This is a genomic window from Lyngbya sp. CCAP 1446/10 (assembly GCF_026130175.1).
GTDB lineage: Bacteria > Cyanobacteriota > Cyanobacteriia > Cyanobacteriales > Microcoleaceae > Microcoleus.
In genome coordinates, this window is record NZ_JAIGNI010000055.1 from 17527 (window position 1) to 39983 (window position 22457).

15 protein-coding genes and 22 tRNA genes are annotated in these 22457 nt (G+C 44.9%); 32 read left to right on the forward strand and 5 right to left on the reverse strand.

The genetic code is table 11. The annotated features are described in order from the left end of the window. Positions 1-258 precede the first annotated feature (258 nt). From K4039_RS20555 to K4039_RS20585, 7 genes are all read left to right on the forward strand, one after another. Entirely contained in the window at positions 259-837 is a 579-nt protein-coding gene (locus K4039_RS20555) for a Uma2 family endonuclease (protein ID WP_265238032.1), read from the forward strand. Positions 838-1165: 328 nt separating this feature from the next. Then, the gene (locus K4039_RS20560; protein ID WP_265238033.1) at positions 1166-2788 is read left to right on the forward strand and encodes a type I restriction-modification system subunit M; all 1623 of its coding nucleotides are present in this window, start codon (positions 1166-1168) and stop codon (positions 2786-2788) included. Continuing rightward, positions 2785-4026 carry a restriction endonuclease subunit S gene (locus K4039_RS20565; protein ID WP_265238034.1) on the forward strand — a complete coding sequence of 414 codons (1242 nt, stop codon included), beginning with the start codon at positions 2785-2787 and terminating at the stop codon, positions 4024-4026. The genes K4039_RS20560 and K4039_RS20565 overlap by 4 nt, the downstream gene beginning before the upstream one ends. Before the next feature lie 9 nt (positions 4027-4035). Beyond that, a complete protein-coding gene (locus tag K4039_RS20570; protein WP_265238035.1) occupies positions 4036-4716 on the forward strand; it encodes a hypothetical protein in 681 nt (226 codons plus the stop codon). Between the two features lie 6 nt (positions 4717-4722). Continuing rightward, positions 4723-7590: a type I restriction endonuclease subunit R gene (locus tag K4039_RS20575; RefSeq protein WP_265238036.1), complete on the forward strand. Its 2868-nt coding sequence runs from the start codon at positions 4723-4725 to the stop codon at positions 7588-7590. Positions 7591-7745: 155 nt separating this feature from the next. Further along, a complete protein-coding gene (locus tag K4039_RS20580; protein WP_265238038.1) occupies positions 7746-8102 on the forward strand; it encodes a hypothetical protein in 357 nt (118 codons plus the stop codon). Further along, positions 8095-8517 carry a retroviral-like aspartic protease family protein gene (locus K4039_RS20585; RefSeq protein WP_265238040.1) on the forward strand — a complete coding sequence of 141 codons (423 nt, stop codon included), beginning with the start codon at positions 8095-8097 and terminating at the stop codon, positions 8515-8517. The genes K4039_RS20580 and K4039_RS20585 overlap by 8 nt, the downstream gene beginning before the upstream one ends. 213 nt (positions 8518-8730) lie before the next feature. On the opposite strand, the gene K4039_RS20590 is transcribed toward K4039_RS20585, so the two are convergent. The 3 genes from K4039_RS20590 to petM all read right to left on the reverse strand — a co-directional run bounded on the left by K4039_RS20590 (position 8731) and on the right by petM (position 10928). Continuing rightward, positions 8731-9648, reverse strand: a complete 918-nt coding sequence (locus tag K4039_RS20590; RefSeq protein ID WP_265238042.1) for an NAD(+) kinase — start codon at positions 9646-9648, stop codon at positions 8731-8733. A gap of 1 nt (position 9649) precedes the next feature. Further along, complete coding sequence (locus K4039_RS20595; protein WP_265238044.1) at positions 9650-10627, reverse strand: NmrA family NAD(P)-binding protein; 978 nt, start codon at positions 10625-10627, stop codon at positions 9650-9652. A 196-nt stretch (positions 10628-10823) separates the two neighbouring features. After that, positions 10824-10928 carry a cytochrome b6-f complex subunit PetM gene (gene petM, locus K4039_RS20600; protein ID WP_172189541.1) on the reverse strand — a complete coding sequence of 35 codons (105 nt, stop codon included), beginning with the start codon at positions 10926-10928 and terminating at the stop codon, positions 10824-10826. Positions 10929-11053: 125 nt separating this feature from the next. On the opposite strand from petM, the gene pdxA reads away from it, so the two are divergent. Next, positions 11054-12100, forward strand: a complete 1047-nt coding sequence (gene pdxA / locus K4039_RS20605) for a 4-hydroxythreonine-4-phosphate dehydrogenase PdxA (protein WP_265238053.1) — start codon at positions 11054-11056, stop codon at positions 12098-12100. A gap of 105 nt (positions 12101-12205) precedes the next feature. Continuing rightward, complete coding sequence (locus K4039_RS20610) at positions 12206-15814, forward strand: OmpA family protein (protein ID WP_265238055.1); 3609 nt, start codon at positions 12206-12208, stop codon at positions 15812-15814. A gap of 183 nt (positions 15815-15997) precedes the next feature. Here the strand turns inward: K4039_RS20610 and K4039_RS20615 are convergent, their stop codons facing one another. Together K4039_RS20615 and K4039_RS20620 are read right to left on the reverse strand one after the other, a co-directional pair. Further along, positions 15998-16825 (reverse strand): biotin--[acetyl-CoA-carboxylase] ligase, encoded by an 828-nt coding sequence (locus K4039_RS20615; RefSeq protein WP_265238057.1) that lies wholly within the window; start codon positions 16823-16825, stop codon positions 15998-16000. A gap of 219 nt (positions 16826-17044) precedes the next feature. Beyond that, entirely contained in the window at positions 17045-17980 is a 936-nt protein-coding gene (locus K4039_RS20620) for a polysaccharide deacetylase family protein (RefSeq protein ID WP_265238059.1), read from the reverse strand. Between the two features lie 832 nt (positions 17981-18812). Between K4039_RS20620 and K4039_RS20630 the strand changes: the two genes are divergently transcribed. From K4039_RS20630 to K4039_RS20740, 23 genes are all read left to right on the forward strand, one after another. After that, positions 18813-18886: transfer RNA gene (locus K4039_RS20630), tRNA-Asp, on the forward strand. 80 nt (positions 18887-18966) lie between these two features. Further along, a tRNA-Cys gene (locus K4039_RS20635) sits at positions 18967-19040 on the forward strand. A gap of 79 nt (positions 19041-19119) precedes the next feature. Beyond that, positions 19120-19194 (forward strand) — tRNA-Glu (locus tag K4039_RS20640). Between the two features lie 5 nt (positions 19195-19199). Continuing rightward, positions 19200-19274, forward strand: a tRNA-Lys gene (locus tag K4039_RS20645). Between the two features lie 13 nt (positions 19275-19287). Next, positions 19288-19369 (forward strand) — tRNA-Tyr (locus K4039_RS20650). Positions 19370-19403: 34 nt separating this feature from the next. Further along, a tRNA-Arg gene (locus K4039_RS20655) sits at positions 19404-19478 on the forward strand. Between the two features lie 7 nt (positions 19479-19485). Further along, positions 19486-19572: transfer RNA gene (locus K4039_RS20660), tRNA-Ser, on the forward strand. Between the two features lie 4 nt (positions 19573-19576). Beyond that, a tRNA-Phe gene (locus K4039_RS20665) sits at positions 19577-19649 on the forward strand. A 6-nt stretch (positions 19650-19655) separates the two neighbouring features. After that, a tRNA-Asn gene (locus tag K4039_RS20670) sits at positions 19656-19730 on the forward strand. A 10-nt stretch (positions 19731-19740) separates the two neighbouring features. After that, positions 19741-19816: transfer RNA gene (locus K4039_RS20675), tRNA-Gln, on the forward strand. 8 nt (positions 19817-19824) lie between these two features. After that, positions 19825-19898 (forward strand) — tRNA-Gln (locus K4039_RS20680). A 30-nt stretch (positions 19899-19928) separates the two neighbouring features. Next, a tRNA-Leu gene (locus K4039_RS20685) sits at positions 19929-20005 on the forward strand. 23 nt (positions 20006-20028) lie between these two features. Then, positions 20029-20109 (forward strand) — tRNA-Leu (locus K4039_RS20690). 4 nt (positions 20110-20113) lie between these two features. Next, positions 20114-20187 (forward strand) — tRNA-Pro (locus K4039_RS20695). A gap of 4 nt (positions 20188-20191) precedes the next feature. Next, positions 20192-20265, forward strand: a tRNA-Leu gene (locus K4039_RS20700). Between the two features lie 28 nt (positions 20266-20293). Continuing rightward, positions 20294-20367 (forward strand) — tRNA-Leu (locus K4039_RS20705). Positions 20368-20458: 91 nt separating this feature from the next. Continuing rightward, positions 20459-20532, forward strand: a tRNA-Leu gene (locus tag K4039_RS20710). An 11-nt stretch (positions 20533-20543) separates the two neighbouring features. Further along, positions 20544-20622 (forward strand) — tRNA-Met (locus tag K4039_RS20715). 4 nt (positions 20623-20626) lie between these two features. Next, positions 20627-20698 (forward strand) — tRNA-Thr (locus tag K4039_RS20720). A gap of 93 nt (positions 20699-20791) precedes the next feature. Then, entirely contained in the window at positions 20792-21631 is an 840-nt protein-coding gene (locus K4039_RS20725; protein ID WP_265238061.1) for a TIGR02452 family protein, read from the forward strand. A gap of 57 nt (positions 21632-21688) precedes the next feature. Further along, positions 21689-21759, forward strand: a tRNA-Gly gene (locus K4039_RS20730). Between the two features lie 81 nt (positions 21760-21840). After that, positions 21841-21913: transfer RNA gene (locus K4039_RS20735), tRNA-Arg, on the forward strand. A 333-nt stretch (positions 21914-22246) separates the two neighbouring features. Then, a tRNA-Arg gene (locus K4039_RS20740) sits at positions 22247-22320 on the forward strand. The last annotated feature ends 137 nt before the right edge of the window (positions 22321-22457 follow it).

Here is a 22457-nt window from a genome sequence, read left to right on the forward strand (position 1 = left end):
TCTTTGAATATTCATGCCTTGATACAGCCGATCGCCGAGAGTGTGCGATCGACTCTAAATGCTCTCTAATCTAAAATATAATAAAGATAGCTTTTTTCAGTGCGACGGCTTAAGTGATTGAGTCAAATCGTGCGGCGATCTCGATCGAGGAAAGGAGATTCTGATGGAGTTAGAAGGGGTTGACGTACATCATAAAGCTCAGGTGATTTACGTCCGGTGAGCGTGTTGGTATTACTACTTTTAAATTAGGAGATTGTTATGATTGCAGCTAGAGAGCAGGATCGGTCCTTTACACCTGAAGAGTATTTTGCTTGGGAGGAGCAACAATTAGAAAGACATGAACTAATCGATGGTCGCGTATATGCGATGACTGGCGGGACTAGAAATCACAGTGATATCGCGGGAAACTTTTTACTGACGATCAAGCCCCATCTGCGGGGTAGTGGTTGTAAAACATACAATTCTGACTGCCGCGTAAATATCCTCAACACTCGCAACTATACCTATCCCGATCTGAGTGTCACTTGCGATCCGCGAGATAATTCTAGCCCTCAATATATTACCTATCCCTGTTTGATTGTTGAGGTTTTATCGGATAGTACCGAGGCTTACGATCGTGGCAAGAAATTTGAAAAATATCGCCGCAATCCGAATTTAGTCGATTATGTGTTGGTGAGTTCGGATGAGATGGCGATCGATATTTATCATAAAAATGATGCGGGGGATTGGTTGATTCTGAGCTATCGAGCGGGGGATCGCGTGGAGCTTAAAAGTATTGGGTTGAGTTTGGCGATCGAGCAATTATATGAAGAAATTGTTTTCGAGCAGCAATCTTAAATTTATTATGCTTAAGTGATGTAGTCTAATCGTGGCGAGTAAGAACGGGTTGACATACATCATCAAGCTGCGGTATTATTCGACTATATGCAGTATTTTACCGCAACTGCGATACAATTATAAGTTAGAGCACTTTATCCCCTTAAACCCATCGAAGTCAAAACCTTCAGGTTTCCTTGCAGCAGAATTACGGGTTTGGAGATGAGGGTGACTGGATTCCTGTAAAGCGTCCTTACCTGATTTCAATGTTTAGACACTGGTTAGGGTCTATACTCCGATCAGACAATACTTTTTGGCGGTGCTAGCGATCGCCCAGTACGAGAAATAAATGGCAAACGGACAAAACGGGCAAAACGGACAAAAGAAAAAATTAGAAACTCAACTCTGGAATATTGCCGACTCGCTACGGGGCAAGATGAATGCTGATGAGTTTCGGGATTACTGCTTAGGGTTCATTTTCTATAAATACCTGTCCGAGCGTCAGCATCTTTACGCCAATGAAATCTTGGCTGAGGATAAGATTGATTTTCTAGAGCTTGATGAATCGTCAGCAGAAGGGCAGGAATATTTAGAGGCGATCAAGGAAGAGTCGATCGCAGAGTTGGGGTATTTTCTGAAGCCTTCGGAGTTGTTTGGGGCTTTGGCAAAGCGGGCATTGGGGAATAAGGCGGAGGAGGAAGAGATTAGTGATGAGGAGTTGGAAGCGAGTTCCATTTTTATTTTGGACGATCTGACTCAGGTGCTTAATAGCATTGAGCGATCGACGATGGGGAAGGAGAGTGAGGAGGATTTCGACCATTTGTTTGAGGATTTGGATCTGACTTCGACAAAGTTGGGGCGAACTCCGAAGGCGAAGAATGCGCTGATTGCGAAGATTTTGGTGCATTTGAATAAGATTGATTTTCGGTTGGAGGATAGCGAGAGTGATGTGCTGGGGGATGCCTACGAGTATTTGATTGGGCAGTTTGCCAGTGGGGCGGGGAAGAAGGCGGGGGAGTTTTATACGCCGCAACAGGTTTCTAAGGTGTTGGCGAAGATTGTGACGACGGGGAAGGAGCGGCTGAAGTCTGTTTACGATCCGACTTGTGGATCGGGTTCGTTGTTGTTGCGGGTGGCGCGGGAGGTGGATGAGGTTGGGGATTTTTACGGGCAGGAGATGAACCGAACAACCTACAACCTTGCGCGGATGAATATGATTTTGCATGGAGTGCATTATCGGAATTTTGATTTGCGGCAAGAGGATACGCTGGAGCATCCGCAGCATGAGGGTATGCGGTTTGAGGCTGTGGTGGCAAATCCGCCGTTTTCAGCAAACTGGAGTGCGAATAAGCTGTTTGAGTCGGACGATCGCTTTAGTCAGTATGGGCGGTTAGCTCCGAGTTCTAAGGCGGATTTTGCGTTTGTGCAGCATATGCTCCATCATTTGGATGAGAATGGGACAATGGCGGTGGTGTTGCCTCACGGGGTTTTGTTTCGGGGTGCGGCGGAGGGAGAGATCCGCAAGTATTTGATCAAGGAGCGGAATTGGTTGGATGCAGTGATTGGGTTGCCTGCAAATATTTTTTATGGCACGAGCATTCCCACTTGTGTGTTGGTGTTTAAGAAGTGTCGGGAACAGCCGCACGATATTTTGTTTGTTGATGCGAGTGCGAGTTTTGAGAAGGCAAAGAATCAGAATTTTTTGCGGGATGGGGATGTGGATAAGATTGTGGCGACTTATCGCGATCGCCTACAAGAGGAGAAATATAGTTATTGTGCGCCGTTGGCGGAAGTTGCGGAGAATGATTTTAATTTAAATATTCCCCGTTATGTGGATACGTTTGAGGAGGAAGAGGAGATTGATTTGGGGGCGATCGCCTTGGAGTTGCGATCGATGGATCAGGCAATGGAGGAGAACGATCGCCTGATTCGGGGGTTTTGTGATGAGTTGGGGATTGAGGTTCCGTTATGAGTAAGAAAGTAAATAGAAAAGTTCCTAAGTTGAGATTCTCTGAATTTGAGGGAGATTGGAAATTTGGAGAAGTCAGCGATTTAATTAGTAGCTTAGATGCAGGTGTTAGTGTTAACTCGGAGGACAGAGCAGCAAATCAAGTTGAGAAAGGAATTCTAAAAACTAGCTGCATCTCTAATGGAGTTTTTAACCCCACTGAAAATAAGGTAGTTGCCGACGAACATGAACTTAGCCGTTTAAAAGCACCTGTCACTAAAAATACAATTTTAATTAGTCGAATGAATACACCTATCTTAGTTGGTGCAAATTCTTATATAGAGAAAGATTATCCAAATCTCTTTTTGCCAGATAGACTCTGGGCTGCAAAAATAAAAAAAATAAATTTTCCTAAGTGGGTTTCTTATTATTTTATTAGAAATAAAGTCAGAGGACTTTTATCTTCAAGAGCAACAGGTACTAGTAATTCGATGAAAAACATTACGAAAAATGATGTTTTGACCTTACCTGTATACTTTCCCTCGATCGCTGAACAAGAAAAGATTGCGAGTTTTCTGGGGGCAGTAGATACCCGCCTCAGCCAACTGCGTCGCAAACACGAACTCCTGCAAACCTATAAACGGGGCGTAATGCAGAAACTCTTTTCTCAACAAATCCGCTTTAAGCGCAATGACGGGCAGCCCTTCCCTGATTGGGAGAATAAAAAAATCAAAGAAGTAGCGACAATAAATCAAGGTCTTCAAATTGCGATATCCGATAGATTTACGCATCAAGTTAAAGGCAGCTACTTCTACATAACCAATGAAGTTTTAAAACCAAACAATCAGACTAGATACTACATATTTAACCCATCTAAAAGAGTAATTTGTGGCAAAGATGACATTTTAATGACGAGAACTGGCAATACTGGTCAGGTTGTAACTGATGTTGATGGAGCTTTTCATAATAACTTTTTTAAAATTGACTATAATAAAAAAGAAATCAACAAAAAATTTCTAATTGAATTCTTGAGAAAAGATACTACTCAGCATAAGATTTTAAGTCTTGCTGGAACGTCCACAATACCTGATTTAAATCATAGCGATTTCTATAACTTAGACATTGGTGTTCCCTATATTGAAGAACAAGAAAAAATAGCTGATTTCTTGACAGCGATTGATAAAAAGATTGAAGCCATTGCCCAGCAAATCGAATTAACTGAGCAATTCAAAAAAGGCTTACTCCAAAAAATGTTTGTGTAGTGGGGTGTTATGGAGAGTTTAGAAGCTTTAGTAAAGAGACATTTTAAAGAATTTCCCGAATTCCATTACTATGGTGCATTTGCCGAATTCGTTAGCGCGATTGAAAGCTATCACCAAGATTTGAACATGGGGGTTAGCTCGGATTGTTGTAACTCACTTCTGCAAAGTCTTTGCAAGACCATAATTACCCAAATTGATTCAACTACAGTGGGATCATTAGAACCTCTTAGGACTGATCAACTAATAAAGAAGGTAGCAACACTACTCCAAAAAAATGATGATGTTTGTGAAAGAGATTTTGCGTCTCAGCTTGGAAAAATAGGAGTACATATTAATGCTATAAGAAATAACCGAGGCGAATTATCACACGGTAGATGCATACCCAAAGAATTGCTTAACGATCAAGATTTATCACGTCTGCTAAGAGAAATAACAGAAAGCCTGTCTCGTTATCTCATATCTTCATTTTTTATTTTTACCTTAGACAAGCAGTCAAAAGAAGACATTGAAATCGAAAAAGACCAAATTAGATATGAAGAAAATTCGGAATTTAACGACTTGTTAGACGAAGAATATCCTTTAGATGGAAAACTACTTTATAGCCAAGCACTCTATACCCTTTACTATGAAGACTATAATATCCGGTTACAAACCTTCCTCTATGAACAAGCATTGTTAAACAAAGAGTAGGACACCATGACTGAATCTGAAGCACAACTAGAACAAAATTTGATCCAACGCTTAACGGGACTCGGTTACGAACCCGTCACCATCCGCAACGCCGCCGACCTCACCACCAACCTCAAAGCCCAACTCGAAAAACATAACAATACCCAACTTAGCCCCGAAGAATTTAAACGAGTCCTCAACCACCTCGACAAAGGCAACGTCTTCGATCGCGCCGATCGCCTCCGTGACAGAATGCTCCTCATCCGTGATGATGGCACACCCACCTATCTCGAATTTCTCAACACCGAACACTGGTGTCAAAACCAATACCAAGTCACCAACCAGATCGCCCAACAAGGCAAATACAAAAACCGCTACGACGTAACTTTATTAATCAACGGCTTGCCCCTTGTTCAAATCGAACTCAAACGCCGAGGACTCGAACTAAAAGAAGCATTCAACCAAATCAACCGCTACCAACGCCACTCCTACGGTGCAGACTTCGGACTATTTCAATATGTGCAAATTTTTGTCATCTCCAACGGCGTAAATACTCGCTACTACGCCAACAACCGCAAACAAGAATACAAACAAACCTTCTACTGGGCAGACTCACAAAACAACCTCATCACCCAACTCGACGACTTCGCCACCGCCTTTTTGGAGAAATGCCACATCTCCAAAATGATCTGCAAATACATCGTCCTGCACCAGTCCGACAAAGTGCTGATGGTGCTACGTCCCTACCAATACTACGCCGTCGAAGCCATCATTGAGCGCGTCAAAACCACGGACAAAAACGGCTATATCTGGCACACCACAGGCTCAGGCAAAACCCTCACCAGCTTCAAAGCCGCCCAAATCCTTACTGCCCTCCCCAAAGTCCATAAAGTGCTGTTTGTGGTCGATCGCGCCGACCTCGACTACCAAACCAGCAAAGAATTCAACGACTTTAGCGCCGGCTGTGTAGATACAACCGATAGCACCACAGAACTCGTCAATCAGATGACAGGCGACAGCAATCTCATTGTCACCACCATCCAAAAACTGAATAACGCCATCCGAAACCCTCGCCATGAATCTGTCATGGAACCCCTGCGGAATCAGCGTATCGTTTTTATTTTCGATGAATGTCACCGTTCCCAATTTGGCGAAACCCATAAAAATATTGTCAAATTTTTCCCCAACGCCCAAATGTTTGGCTTTACTGGCACACCCATCTTCGCCGACAACGCCGCCAGTAATGCCTATGGCAAACGTACCACCAAAGATTTATTCCAAGAGTGTCTGCATAGATATGTGATCACTAATGCGATCGCCGATGAAAACGTGCTTAAATTCTCCGTTGAATATTGGGGAAAAATCAAACGCAAAGACGGCAGCCTCATTACCGAACCTAAACTCGATCGCGAATTTTTTGAAAACCCCGATCGCATTTCCCTAATCGTTGATTGGATCGTAGAAAACCATAACCGCAAAACCCACAATAAAAAATTCTCCGCCATGCTCTGCGTCAGTAATATTGATAGCTTACTGACCTATTACGAAACCTTTAAAAATAAACAAAAACAGGGTTTACATGACTTGCGAGTCGTGACGATTTTCACCCCCAGCATTAACGAAGACGACGAAGAGGCAAATGGCTTAATCGGCGAACCCGATTTTGATTTAAAAACCAGCAACAGTTCCCATAGCCGCGACAAACTCGCCGAATTTATCAACGATTACAACGCCCTCTATCAAACCCAACATTCCGTCAGAGACAGCAAAGCCTTCTACACCTACTACAAAGACATCTCCAAGCGGATGAAAGACCGCGATCGGGAAAACGCTCAGGATCAAGAACGTGCCGATATTCTGTTAGTCGTCAATATGTTCCTCACGGGTTTCGATGTCAAAAAGCTCAATACCCTCTACGTTGATAAAAATCTCCAGTATCACGGACTGATTCAAGCCTATTCCCGCACCAACCGCATTTTGGGCGAACTCAAATCCCAAGGCAATATTGTCTGCTTCCGTAACCTCAAAGAAAACACCGACCAAGCCGTCCGCCTTTTCTCCGATCCCAATGCCAATGAAAAGATATTTATTGAACCCTACGAACACTACATTGAAGAGTTTAACAAAGGTGTGGAGGCATTGAGGGCGATCGCCACTATCCCCAACGATGTCAATAAACTGATCAGCGAAGACGATCAAGTGGAATTTGTGAAAGCCTTTCGTAATCTCATCCGTTTACTCAACGTCAGTAAATCCTTCACCGAGTTTAATTTTACTGACCTGAACATGGACGAACAGACCTTTGACGACTATAAGAGCAAGTATCTCGATATCCACGATCGAACGCGATCGCGCAAAGAGGAAGAAAAAGAATCCATCATTGAAGAAGTTGATTTTGAACTAGAACTCATTCAACGCGACGAAATCAACGTTTCCTACATTCTTAAACTCTTAGCAGAACTCCGACAAAATACCAAAACTAGCGAGGAAGACTATCAGAAGAGAAAAGAGTCTATTCTCGAACTCGTTGGGCAAGAGGTTCAATTACGCAGTAAACGGGATCTCATTGAAAAATTCATTGACGAACAGATGCCCATAATTAAGCCAGAAGAGGCGATCGAAACCGTATTTCAAAACTTCTGGAATCAAGAACGCACGGTCGCCGTGCGCCAACTCTGTCTCAAGGAAAATCTGAAACTCGAAGCCGTCAACCAAATGATCGCCGACTACAAATTCTCAGGCAAGGAACCGTTACGCGAGACAGTTCTGAATGCCTGTAACGAAAAACCCAAACTATTAGAGCGCAAAAAAATCTTCGATCGCGTCGTGTTGCAATTACTCGACATTATCAACAAGTTCGATGATGCTCTTGGCGCATTTGAAGACGAACAATAAAACAACCCTCAAAGCAGGCGATCGCTTCATGTTTTATGATATGTGGTCTAACAAGTCGATAAAACGGACGGACAAGAGATTCTAGTAGGGATGCCGAAATTATCTGCCACCGCTTATCTTAGCCGTTATCTCGTAAACACTGCCTGACCTTGGAGATGGTTCGGAAGCTCGATCGACAGCTTGACCTACAGAAAATTGGTAGAATCAATAGACACGCTTCGATCGCGCACCCATGCAACAAGCTAGTAGATCCAATCTTTTCGCCAAACCTCAAACGAGGAGATTTTAAAATGCCATTGGCTGAACTCAAGTCCCAAATCCAGGAACTCTCAAAAATTGACAAGCTTCGGCTGATGCAGTTTCTGGCAACAGAACTGGTCAAAGAAGAAGATGCAACAAACTTTTTTGTTGCCGATCGAGAGTATCCGGTCTGGTCGCCTTACAATTGCTCTGAGGCTGCCAATGTTTTAATGAATCTTCTGACGACAAAACAACAAGAACAGAATGATTGACGCTCAGAGATTTCCCTACAAAATCATTGACAGCAGTCTTGGCATGGTCGATCGAATGCCCTATCTGCCATTGACACTCAGCCTGAACGGTCAATCCTTGAACGCTGAGGGCTTACTAGATACAGGCGCAAGCGTTAATGTTTTGCCCTACGAGTTAGGGCTACAACTGGGCTTAGTCTGGGAAAATGAGACACTCTCAATCGTATTGGCTGGGAATTTGGCTCGATTTGAAGCCCGCGCAGTCGTTGTTAATGCGCGAGTTAGTTCATTCCCAACGCTTAACCTGGCATTTGCCTGGACACAAGCAACCAATGTACCTTTGATTTTGGGGCAAGCTAATTTCTTCTTCGAGTTTGATGTCTGTTTCTTCCGGGCACGTTCAGAATTTGAAATCCGTCCTAAGCAGAGTGAATAGAAATGAAGACACTCCAACTATACCGTTATCTCGTAAACGCTGCCTCACCTTGGAGATGGTTCGGAATCTCGATCGAGAATTAAGGATTCCGTAGGAGACTGCGATCGAGCTTTATCCTGCGAAAAAACTTAGAAACCTGAAGGCGAAGAAAAACCCGCCCTAAAAGGACGGGACTTGAGCCATCCGCTACACTCCGCTAACTACCAACAACTATTAAGGCAATTCAACGGAATTCGGTTTAGCAATGTGAGGCAAACCCCAGCCTAATTTTTCCCGCAAAATGTGGAAAAACTCAAAGGATTGTATCCGAACAAAACGCGCTGGGTAGGGCGATCGCTCCACTTGCACCCAATCCTCCGGCAAAACATAACATCCGCCGTTCCCATCTACCACCATTACCAGGCGATTCGGACTCGCCGGCAAAATTTTGACCGGTTCGGTGTTGGAAAACACCAAAGCCCGCGAAGCCATCGAATGGGGGCAAATAGGGATCAATTGTAGCACCGGTATTCCGGGAACAATTACAGGCCCGCCGGCAGAAAGGGCGTAAGCCGTCGATCCTGTCGGAGTCGAGATAATTACTCCATCTGCGGCAATGTCAATAGAGGCGTGATTCCCGATCGCGACTTCAAAATGACACATACAAGTCAGCGGTTCGCGGTGCAGCACCATTTCATTGAGACAAAGCGCTTCCCAAAGGCAGTCATTTTCTCGAAACAGCCGCACGGCCAGCATTGACCTTTCTTCTATTTCGTATTCTCCAGCGATCACTTTTTCCAAAGCTTGCGGGAGCAAGTTCAGATAAGTTTCTGTTAAAAAGCCCATATGACCAGTATTGACAGTCAGCAGTGGCACTCCGATGGGAGCAACTTGGCGAAACGCAGACAGCACCGTACCGTCGCCACCCAAAACCACTGCAAACTCCATGTCGCTATCAAAACCGGGAGGGACAAGTTGATCGATCGGAGTGTGGCACATGGGGCGATCGGGGCTAGAATAGCCCAAAATTCCCCCGGCACCGGAAACCGCGCAGACCTCCCAGCCGCGGGCAGTCAGCTTGTCTTTCAACTCTTCAGCGATGCGACAAGAGACTGGTTTAACGTCGTTGTATATAATTCCAGCTTTCGGCACTTTAAAATGTAAAGGGCATTTTTTGTTTACTCCGTTTTTTAGTCTTAAGCTGCTCGTACTCTATTTCCTTGAGCTTCTTCATAATCAGATTAAAGTATTCTTCCAGATAAGACTCCAAAGTAGTAGTTTCTTTGGGGTCGATTCCGAAGACGCTGTAAACTTCATCCATCGGAGCTTTCAAGGGTTTTCCGGCTGCTAAAACTTCTGAAAAAGCCAATCTGTCAGCTACGTTCCAACTCCACTGAAAGAACTTAGCAAGTTGACGGGTGGCCTGCAACAAGGCATCTGGGGTGCGCGTGATTTTAGCTTGCTTCCCAGAAAGCCGCTCGCACAACCGCACGATTTCTTCAGCATCCCAAGCTCGATTTCCCACTACCGGAAAGGTTTTATTGACGGTTTCGGGAACCGAAAGCGCCCGGACGGCAAACTTCGCAACGTCCTGAGTGTTCATATAAGCAAGGGCTGACGGCTTGTTGGGCAGCCAGACTGCCTGATTGTCCAAAATCGGCATTGCGTACAGGTTCACCAGTCCTTGCAAAAATCCGCAAGGTCTCAAGATTGTGTAATCTAGACCGGATTCTGCTAAGAAAAGCTCGGTACAGCGCTTGATTTCCAACAAGGGAACTTGCGGATATTTCTCGGCATCGAGAAAAGAAAAGAATATGTAACGCTTGATGCCTGCTGCTGCTGCTGCTTGGATTAGCGATACTTTTCCGTCCCAGTCTACTCTTTTGATGCTGACAGAATCTGCCGCGCTGGCTGTTGCTGCATCGATGATAGCAGTGACGCCTTCTAGTGCAGGAATCAAGCTGTCGGGCTGACAAAGGTTCCCCGGTACGAGTTCAGCGCCCCATTCTTTCAAAAATGCAGCTTTTCTGTAATTTCTGACTAAACAGCGCACCTGGTAGCCCTCGTCTAGGGCGCGGCGGGCTATTTGGCGGCCGAGGGTGCCTGTGGCTCCTACAATCAATAAAGTCATCTAGGGATTAATTTATGAATCTTAAACTTTCTATAAGATAGTATCAGGTTTTCGTTATGTTTTTTATAAAAACTTAACAAAAGCCTGATTTTTTCTCATTTTGGACTTGAAAGCTTCGGCAGCAGGCTGGCTCTGGGTGGCAGGCAGAAGCTAGAAGGCTTAACTTAGAAGACTTCTGAATGATTGTTACAAAAACTTATTCTTCGCCGCCTTGCAGTTTGAGCAGGAGGAAGCCTCCGCCTATACCCACGAAAATTAGGGAAAAGGACAAAAAGGCTGCATTGAAAATTTCAGGATTCATGGTTTTATATGTCTAATTGGGCGATCGCATTAGATAAAGATAATAATATAATTTGGGGCAACCAGCTACATGAATGCTAAAATCTCACTGCTGAAATTGCTGTATTTTTTGGGGAGAAAACTGCCTTGAGTCTCGATCGGGAATCAAAACTAGCTGTAACTCTGGGAGATCCGGCGGGAATAGGCCCGGAAGTGATCCTCAAAGCCTTGGCAGATCCGGCTGCTGCTTTGATGGTGACGGTTTTCGGTTCTAGGATGATTTTGCAGGAAACTTACGATCGGTTGCGATCGATCGATCCAGCAACCGCAGCGGCAAATCCCGAAACATTAAACATTATTGATATCGAACCAGACAGCAAGTGGGGTGAAATTGTCCCCGGTGTCGGGAATGCGGCTAGTGGGGCGGCTAGCTTTGCGTACATGGAAAGCGCGATCGCCCGTACCCTTGCCGGCGAATTCTCGGCCATTGTCACCGGCCCAATTTCCAAAACTTGCTGGCAAGCGGCCGGTTACAATTATCCTGGACAAACAGAACTCCTCGCAGAAAGGGCTTCATCGCAGCGGTTCGGAATGCTGTTTGCCGCCACATCTCCTCACAGCGGTTGGACGCTGGTAACTTTACTCGCTACCACACATATTTCCCTGCGTCAAGTACCGAATGCTTTGACTCCAGAATTGCTCAGCGAAAAACTAGAATTGCTGATAGACTGTTTGCGGGAAGATTTTGGGATCGAAAGACCGAAAATTGCGATTTCTGGCTTAAACCCTCACAGTGGGGAAAATGGCAAACTGGGAAATGAAGAGCAAGATTGGATGATACCGTGGTTGGAAACGCAGCGCGATCGTTTTCCTCAAGTGCGGTTAGACGGGCCAGTCCCCCCGGATACCATGTGGGTAAAACCAGCTAAAGTTTGGTACGGCTTAGCCAAAGAAGCTCACGACGGTTACTTGGCAATGTATCACGACCAAGGCTTGATTCCAGTCAAATTGATGGCTTTCGACAAAGCAGTCAACACTACAATTGGCTTACCCTTTGTCCGCACATCTCCCGATCACGGCACAGCTTTTGATATTGTAGGTCAAGGAATTGCCGATGCCTCCAGCATGACAGCAGCATTGCAGTTGGCTGCCCAGTTGGCTAGTCGCAGAGTAGCAGCTAAAATAGGGCAATAGCTTTAGTACGTCTGACACTGCGCAAAATTGTGTTCGCTGGCGCGAGGCGGCAAGCAAGCTGGTTATTTTAGTCGATCGGTTAAAATCAGATTTTGGTAGCACAGTATGGCAGCATCTAATGATAATTCAAGCAAAATATATCAGTCAAAAACAGAAGTGTCAGAGGCACCTGTGGCAAGTTCTAAAGCTGGAGATCAACTTCAGGAATTGCTAATCATACTGACTGAAATACAGTTACTTAAGCAATTTAAAAAAGAACCTATCGAACTGAAGTTACCGCCCTCTGAAAAGTCGGCAGAGCGACTTGAGGAAGAAGAAAACCGGCGCAACCAATTGTCTTTTCTGATCGAATCACCTGCTGTTGTGCCGGAAGTGTTGAATAATCATGAAGAGATACCATCTGAAAGACTACCAAAAAATAATCAGGCAGCAGATTTATCTAGAATCGCGAATGTAGCCAACAATTATCGACCGTCGGAGGAAGAATTAGAACAAGCAGTGGAGGAGTTTAAGCGGTTGCAGCAACTGCTGTTTGAAAGGGATTTGCCAGAATTTTATAGTAATATTTTCAGCGTCGAAGAAAGGTTGGAAAATTTTGAGAACCTCATGTCTGAACCGAAAGAATTGATAAATTTATTAAAGCCGTTAATCCCTGAGTTGGTAACAGAGGAGTTAGAGCGGTTGAAGTCTGAATTAAACAACGCGATCGAACTCGCCAGCAACGATAAAATGAATCGCCTGGAATTTCAGGCAAAATTAGCGGATTTGGAAAATCAAATTGCTAACTTCAACCACCAGCAACTGCCGAATCCTGAACAGTTAATCAAACGGCTGATGCCGTTAGTGGGCGAGATGCTCAACCGCAAGGTAGAAGAGTCTAAATTAGAGGTAGCAGCGGCGATCGCACCGACAATCAATCAAGTAATTGATAATCAAAACGGACTGGAAAAACAAGTAGTAATAATTGAAGATAAATTTGCGAATATTCAGCAGCGTTCCCAGCAGCAACCAGAAGATTTAATCAAGCATCTAGTGCCGATAGTTAGCGACTTGCTGAACCGCAAAATTAGTGAATTAAAGTTAGAAGTTATAGCAACTGTCGCCCCTTCAGTACAGGTAAGAATAGCTTGGGTAGAAATAGAAGAAAAAGTATTGAGCATCATTGAGGGCCGGCTGGCTACGCAACAGTCGCCAATTCAGAAGCCTGAAGAGATCATGGCGATGTTGATGCCGGCAATCACTGATTTGCTGAACCGGAAAATCGATGAATCAAAATTAGAGGTAGCTGCGGCGATCGAACCTTTGATAGAATCAGCAATGCTGCAAAGAGAAGTTCCAGGAAAATTGAGCGATGTAGAAAGTAGACTAAATAATCTGCACCGACAGCAAAAGTCTCAGCCGGAAGAAATTATGGCACGGTTGATGCCGTTAATGATTGAGTCGCTGAATCGCAAAATCGACGAGACAAAGTTCGAGGTGAGAGAGGCGATCGCACCTGCTGTCAATACTGCTATTCAAAACAGCGGTATTGCAGCACAAATATTGCAAAATGAAAATAAGATTGTCGAAGTTCAGCAGCAAGTTTTAGCTGAGATAGAAGGGTTGATGGGCAGAATCATGCCTGCGATCGTAGAAATGCTGTCTGGAAGCATTCGGGAAGCAAAGTTAGAGATAGAATCTGCGATCGCCCCGGCTGTCGATGCGATAATTCAGAATAAAAGGATTGATGAAAGACTGGGGAATATCGAACAAAAGATTGTGGCGATCGAACACCGGATTTATCAATCGACAGACTTGTTTACAGATTTACTAAAACCTTTGATTGACGAGCTGATGGTTAGCCATCACACCCAACTGCAAAAATCGGTGATCCAATCTATTTTACCATTATTAGATGAAGCGGTAGGTTATAATTACAATCTCAACGTTAAAGTAGAGGATCTCGATCGCAAAATAACTGATGCGGAATGGGGAGGCGATCGGGAAGAATTAGTGGCGAAAATTAAAATGATTTTCCCCCAAATGATGCTCCAAACAATTAATGAGTCAAGACAATTATTTGCCGAAACCATAGCTCCGATAATTGATGAAGTAATTAATATCAAAACCCGAGAAAACAGGCAGTCGATGGGATTAGCCATAGCGGCGTCTCTTCCTGTGGGAATCAGCAACAGAATCAGTGAATCGCCCGATGAAATTGCAATGGCGATCGCACCAGAAATTGCCTCTGCCATCAGACAGCAAATTGTTCTCAAACAAGAAGCCATGTCAGATGCACTCTATCCGATCATTGGCAGCACAATTTTAAAATATATAGCCGAGACGATGCGGGATATTAACGAAAAAATCGAAAAATCGTTAAGCCCAGAGGGAATCACTCGCAAAATTAAAGCCAAATTGCAGGGAATTTCTGAAGCTGAATTGCTGATGAAAGAAACAACACCATTGACTGTTAAAGCTGTATTTTTAATCCAAGCAGCATCAGGCTTAGTAATTTCGGCAGTGCAGCCGTCTGCAAGCGAAGAGCTAGAATCAGAAATGATATCGGGGATGCTGACTGCTATTCGCTCTTTTGTCAACGACTGTATATCTCAATCGGGAAATTTTGCAGAGATTGATGCCATAGAATACGGGACATCTTCGATCGTATTGGAAGTAGCCGGTTCGTGTTATTTAGCAGTAGTTATCGAAGGAGGAACTCGCCAGTGGTTTAAGTACAAAATGCGAGCGATATTCAAAAATATTGTTCAAGAATACGGGGATAAAATTCAGGCATTTAACGGAGATCCAACCTGTGTACCTCCTGAAGTAAAATTGAATTTGCAAAAGTTAATCGATACAGAGGTAAAAGTTAAATCTGCTAAAATTCCAATTTTACCAATAATCGGTTTGGCAGCGTTAGGTTTAATTGGCGTACCTTGGGGTATTCATCAATACCGCAGCTCAATTGCAGCGACTTTAGAAGCAGATACAAATTTAGCTTTACAATCTGTTCCAGAGTTATCGGTTTATCGCCTTGTGGCAGATGTCAAAGATCAAGTATTGGAGATTTCGGGACGAGTGCCGAATCAAAAGCTGCGAGCGAAAGCAGAAAAAATCGCTCAGCAAGCCGCTCCTAAATTAAGAATTGACAATAAAATTATAGCCGTTGAAGTACCTCCCGATCCAGTTTTAACAGAAGCCGATGTCAAGCGGACTGTGGCTCTTTTGAATAAATTAGAAAGCATTAATATCTCGGCTCGTTATGCAGAGGGAAAAGTCGCCGTTGCAGGGAGCGTGAGCAAAGCGACAGATGCTCAGAAAATCACTCAAGCTTTTGAGAAAATTCCGGGGGTGAAGTCTGTAACAAATACAGTGGGAATAGGCACTCAACCGCCGTCACAGGCGATAGATGTTCGCCTTTATTTTGGTGTGGGTTCGGTAATTTTGTCGCCGAAAGATGCAGCACAAAAGCTTGGGAAAGTCAAGGAATATATGGAGGAAAATAGCACGAAGAGTTTGAGGGTAGTTGGTTACAGCGATTTTAACAGCAGTCCTGCGGAAAATCAAAAGTTGGCTCTGGAAAGGGCGATAAATGTGAAAGCTGCTCTGGTTAAACAAGGGATAAATCGCAACAGAATTCAAGTTGCTTCTACTAAGGGCCGTCCTGAAGGTGTGGAGGCGAATCAACCGCTGTGGCTGAGCAGATTGGTCATATTTGAGGTGGTAAATTAAATTTGGGAATGGGGAATGGGGAATTGGTAATTGGGGAATTGGGAATTGAGAATTGGGAATTGGGAATTGGTAAATAAGAGTCGGCGAATGGAATTCGCGACTACACAAACGATGTCCGCCTCCGCGGACTGAAGAAGAAGAAGTCGGCGGTATTAAAGGCGGATTTGGTGTGATTAATGATTTTTAATTTAATCGAACTCGCCCGGAGGTAAAGGCTTGTATTCGATCGCCCAAGCATACTAACAACCGGCCGCTTCCGTCAATCCCGGCGGCTTTTCCGCAGATGGTTTCCGAGGAAAGCTCGATCGCCACATTACACCCAATCAGGGCATCGCGGCGGCACAATTCCGGCAAAAGTGGCGTTAAACCGGACTTTTGGGCGGGCTTGTCTGTGGTGGAAAACATATCGGCTAGTTCGAGTAAATAGTGCCGCAGTCGATCGAGCAAACACAATTCATCGGGCACATTACTAGCAATAGAATGCAAGCTTACCGCATTGCCGATCGCCCTTTCATCCAATCCTGCCGCCGCGAAATCTACGCAGCGGTTGAGTCCAATTCCCACAACGGCGCGAGTGCCGAAAATTTTACCAGAAGTGGCTTCACAGAGAATTCCGGCTAATTTGTGGCGATCGATCCAAACATCATTCGGCCATTTCAGGCGCAGCATATCGCGGCATTCGGGCACCAAATCCTCGATCGCGAAAATCACAGCTAAACCGACTGCTAAACTGAGTCCGGGTAACAAATGGGGATTGAGGTTGTCGAGCACAAAACTTGCAGTCAAAACACCGTTTGGGGCGTGCCAGGTGCGATCGTGTTGGCCGCGCCCGCTGGTTTGCCGCTTAGTAAATATTACATCTCCGTGGTGCAGTTGCGCCGCGCGGGCGATCGCCCAACTGTTGGTACTCGGACAGGTATCTAAGGTGTGCAGCCAGTGACGCACTAGCTCGCGATCGACGACATTTATCAACTCAACTCCATTCTGTTCTAATTTGTTGAGTTCTCTCATATCATCTTATCTCAAAAAATACTATTATCTTCGCTGATTTATTATAGAATTTAATTTAAAATCTATCGCCATTTTTTTCTCTTTGATAACTTAAGCACAGGAAATCAGAAACCCAATTTCTTCGTAGATATCTAGTTGGAAAACCAATATTATTGCAGAAAACGGGTTTCTCTAACCTGAGCTTTATCGTCGAAAAAAGACACGCAATTCCTACACAATTTACGCTGCTGATTCCCCTTGCATTTCCAGCAACTCAGGAACCGTCACAAACCGATATCCCTGCTTCTTCAAACCAGCAATCATCTCCGGTAAAGCCTTAATAGTACGATATCGATCGCCCCCGCCATCGTGCATCAACACGATCGCCCCCGGCTTCGCACCCTTCAATACATTATTAACAAAAGCCGACGGTTGAGCGCGCGGATCGGTATCGGCAGAAGTTACCGACCACATCACCACAGCATAATTCTGCTCTTTAGCATACTTAGCTAAGCCATTATTCAAAACACCCCCCGGCGGGCGGAAAAAAGTAGTCTTAACTCCCGTCGTTTCGTAAATAAGTTTAGCCGTGCGATCGATTTCATTAGCCGCCGTCGCTGCATCCATCGGATCGTACCAGTGATGCCACGTATGATTGCCGATCGCGTGACCTTCTGCGACAACTCGGCGAGCAATATCAGGAGAATTTTCGATAGATTGACCTAGCCAAAAAAAAGTTGCTTTAACATCATTTTGCTTAAAAATATCCAGCATTTGTTCCGTCGTTTCCGGCCACGGGCCGTCATCAACAGTTAAAGCAATCACTTTCTCAGAATCTTTGACTTTTCCCTCAAAAACAGTTGTTCCCTGAAACTGTTCAGGCGGCACAAAAGTCAAGAGTTTTTCTTTGGATTCCAATACGGTGAGAAGTTCCTCAATTGTGCGATCGAGATTAAACGCTGTTTGATTGTCCCCAACCTTTTTTACTAACGGATTTACGGTTAAGGATTGGTTAAGGTTCTGTACCTGCATCGCGGCGGTTGCAGGGTTGCCGCTTCCCTGTTGGTTTCCTGGCATCAGCATACCGAGGATAAAGCTAATCGTAGCAGCGGCCAGGGCGATCGCCACAAAACGCCATTCTTTTTTCAGTTTTTGAAACAGATGATTTCCCCTCACTTGAGATTCCTTTCGCTTCACACTGCGGATAATAATAATGCGAATTTCAGGGAAAAAACACTGAATTTTTTATAAATATCTCTCAGCGGGGATTGACAGCGGGATCGGAAGGGCGATCGAATGCGGGCGATTTGCGGGCGATCCCGATTGCGGGCGATCCCGATTGCGCCTATACAGATGAAACCCATGCCAAGCGGGTTGAAGAAATTTAGAAGTCGCCGTGGAGGTTGAGTGCGGCTCAAACGCAATCTGCTTTTCCAGAAGTGCCACCCATACGCGGCGAGAATTCAGAGACATCGGAGTGTAGTACAGTTTCAGCATCGGATTTACCACGCGCTACAGCACCAGTTTAGCAGCCAAATGTCTTGATTCTTCGTGTGTTCGGAGGAGTGGGAGTGTTGGTTGGGGCGATCGACTACCATTCAAAAAAACTAATTTCAAAAAAAGTTGTATTACCCCCTTGACATTCTTGTAACACGCAATGTAGTATAAATGTATGGCGAAGGGGAAAGAGCTTCAAAGCATTATCCCAAGAGCAATACGAACCTTGAAAACTGAATAGATCATTAATCATGTCACATAATTGCGGACATTTGGCGGTGTAGACTCCGGCAACCATAACTCCCTAGGGTTGTAGTACGCGGAATCAACCGCCACCCCGTCCAAACTTCAGTAATTCAAGAACAAAATATTAGACCTATTGCAAAAATAGCTAGGACGGGCTCTTCGGCCCATCCCACAAGAGAAAAAACTTTTTGTGGGATGGGCCGAAGAGCCCGTCCGAAAATTTGATTACAAGGACTTTTTCAAGAGTTCTATTGTTCATTATCACGGGGGTATAGCTCAATTGGTTAGAGCAGTCGCCTGTCGAGCGAAAGATTGCGAGTTCAAGTCTCGTTACTCCCGTCAAAGTCCCGCAGGCAAAAGTCAATCCGTCACCCTCTCTGGCGTGAAGATTGCGAGTGCAAACCTCGTCGGGACTCCCAGGTTAGGTGGCTGAGCGGCTCAAAGCGTCGGTCTGCAAAACCGAATTTCGCGGGTTCAACTCCCGCCCTAACCTCTGTTTTTGCTGATTCGCAGGAGCAATCTAAAATCGCAATCTAAAATCGCAAATTCCCAATCTAAAATCTAAAATCGATAGTGCTGTAGGCAAATGGTTTAAGCCGCTTGGTTTTCACCCAAGTGATCTGCGGGTTCAACTCCCGTCAGCACTTTGTGTAGGTCGTTGGCAGAATGGTTTTGCAGCCGCCTTTTAAGCGGATGGATCGAGGTTCAATTCCTCGGCGACCTACCAAATTTCCAATCTTGGGTCGGTTCTCATATTGGTATGAGTAGCTGTCTGTAAAACAGTAGCTTAAAGCGTTGCTGGTTCGATTCCAGCCCGACCCATTTGCAACTGTATGTAATATGCAATTGCGATCGAGAGAATGTGTTGTAACTGGACAACAATTCAGTTTGCGCAACTGAAGATTTGGGGGTTCAAATCCCTCCGTTCTCGCTCAATTGGAGAAGTGGCCGAGAGGCTTATGGCGCTTTCCTGCTAAGAAAGAGCGGTTTAACACCCGTCGGGGGTTCAAATCCCTCCTTCTCCGTTTTCCCCCGATAGCTCAGTTGGTAGAGCGCTTGTTTGAAGAACAAGGGGCCGTCAGTTCGACACTGACTTGGGGGATTGCGTTGCCTCATAGCTCAATGGTAGAGCTGCACGCTGTTAACGTGATGGTTGTAGGTTCGAGTCCTACTGAGGCAGCCATTTTTTTAATTGCCGGGTAGACAAATTGGTAAAGTCGCCTGTCTCTGAAACAGGAATTTATGTAGGTTCAAAGCCTACCCCGGCATTCAATTATTCGGAAGTCGCCTAATTGGTATGGCACCGCTCTTTGAAAGCGGAACAATGCAGGTTCAAACCCTGCCTTCCGAGTTCTGCTTTTCTAATAGCAGTAATCATGACGCTCCTGTAGCCCAATTGGCAGAGGCCGCAAGCTCAAACCTTGTGTTGTGTAAGTTCAAATCTTACCAGGAGTACCAAATGTTTCACTAAGTTTATACTTGCTCTTGTGGCGGAATTGGCAGACGCGGCAGACTTAAAATCTGTTCTATTTTGATTGTGAGTTCGAGTCTCACCGGGAGCATGAACGGGATGTGGCGCAACTTGGTAGCGCGGCGGCTTTGGGAGCCGAAGGTTGCAGGTTCAAATCCTGCTATCCCGACTTTACCTCTGTGATGTAATTGGAAAACATCATCGAATCAGAATCGGTGTTTTGCAGGTTCAAATCCTGTCAGGGGTACTTGGCTAACAGCCAATTTCTGCTATTTGCTCTCGTGGCGGAACGGCAGACGCGCTAGTTCGAGAAGCTAGTTTTATACAGGTTCAAATCCTGTCGGGAGCATGGATTTTCCATAAATATCGGAGGAAGTTACAATGCTTAAAATAGTCTATGAATCGCAGCTATTCTGTAGAGAATCGCTCAATTAAAATTTGCCCTTGTAGCCCAATTGGAAGAGGTGTCTCGCTTAGAACGAGAAGGTTGCTGGTTCAAATCCAGCCAGGGGCATTTGGTAATATCGCGGGGATGGAGCAACGGTTAGGCTCGGCAGTCTCATAAGCTGCAAATCAGCAAGTTCAATTCTTGCCCCCGTTACCAAATTGCAGGTGTGATGTAACTGGCAACATAAGGCTCTTGTAAAGCTTTTATGTGAGTTCAAATCTCGCCACCTGCTTGTCCTAAAGTTAAGAAGGAGTCTATCTAATTATCCTAACTTTTTTATAGAGGTTACAGCGCTAATTTTCACCAGCAAATCCGAGTAAAAAGCATGAAAAGAATTGCCATCGCTCAAGACACGCTAAAAATTATCGAAGATGGTTGCTACTTGTCCCCTGAAGGCAAGCAGGTTAAGATCGATCGCCAATTAGCATCCTGTCTTGCTGGGACAGCATACTACGAACCCGAAGCCCTGTCAGCGATTCAGGAAAATGTTCTCTCCGGTACTCCCCAATTCTCAAACGAATTTATGGTGAGAAATGAGACAACGCTGGTGGGGGCTGAGCGTACAGCGCGATCGCACCAATTTGCAAAAATTGCAGTCCTAAACTTCGCTTCTGCTAAAAATCCGGGTGGTGGATTCATCAAAGGCGCTAAAGCACAAGAAGAAAGTTTAGCACGCAGTTCTGCACTGTACAAAAGCCTTTTAAAATGTCCCCAATACTACGAGTATCATCGCTCTCAGAAATCGCTGCTCTACTCCGATCGACTCATTTACTCTCCCGGTTGTCCAGTATTCCGAAAAGATGATGGAACTTTGCTTGAGGAACCTTATCTTGTAGATTTCATCACGAGTTCAGCTCCCAATGCTGGTCAAATTTGGAGACAAGAGTTAGAAAGTACCGAAAAAATCCGCGAAACTCTGTACGGACGCGGTGCAAAATTGTTAGCGCTAGCTGTTGACAAAGGCTGCGATGCCCTAATTTTAGGTGCTTGGGGATGTGGCGTATTTAGAAACGAGCCATCAATGGTAGCGCAGATGTTTGCAGACTTTTTATTACCGAACGGTCAATTTTCGGGCAGATTCAAAAGCGTAATATTTTCCGTCCTCGACTCTAGCGAAGAAAAAAGGACATTTGTAGAATTTGACCATCGATTTTCCTCGAATTAATCAAGCTTTTTCAGAATGAGGAGCAGCATCTAAAAGCAGTTTTACATTTTTAATTTTGCGGATATGGTGTAACGGTAGCATTCGAGTCTTCCAAACTCTAGGCACGAGTTCGAGCCTCGTTATCCGCTTTAGCAGTCCTGTAACTCAACGGTAGAGCATTTGTCTTACAAGCAAGGGCGGGGTAATATCATGCCAGGACTACGAATTTAGGGAGTGTAGCTCAATGGATAGAGCGCCGCGCTTCGGACGCGGATGTTGTGGGTTCGAGTCCTGCCACTCTCGTTGTTTTTACTTGATTTTAAGGAGGTTGATTCCATTGAATGGTTAATTTTTATATTAAAAGCGATCGCCCTTTGCGTGTCCCAATCTTTGGAGCCTACATACTTTAGTACGAGAGGAAAGGTAACGCTGTCAAAATCAGCGTGCGTTTGCGAACGAGGAGTGCAATGAACCCGGCAGGTTGGCTTGAAAGTAGCCATCCTTTAAAGAGTGTGTCGTAACTCATCGGCGGAGTCCCTCTAGTAACTGAGAAAACGCAATGCTCCGATAACTTGCACGGAAAGTGCGTGAAGCGCAGCTATCCCGTAGGGAATCGCGCAAATCAACAAAAAACATGGGAGTGTAACTCAACTGGATAGAGTGTCGAGCTTCTACCTCGAATGTTGTGGGTTCGAGTCCTACCGCTCCTGCTCTCTGGGGCAGGGTAAGAGCATCTTCATTAAGCTTGACACAAAGGTTCAGAAGAACCTAAGATATGATCGGCGAAACAAGAAGTCAGAACCAGAAACATATAATCATTATTCATAGCTGCCCGCTTCATTTTTTG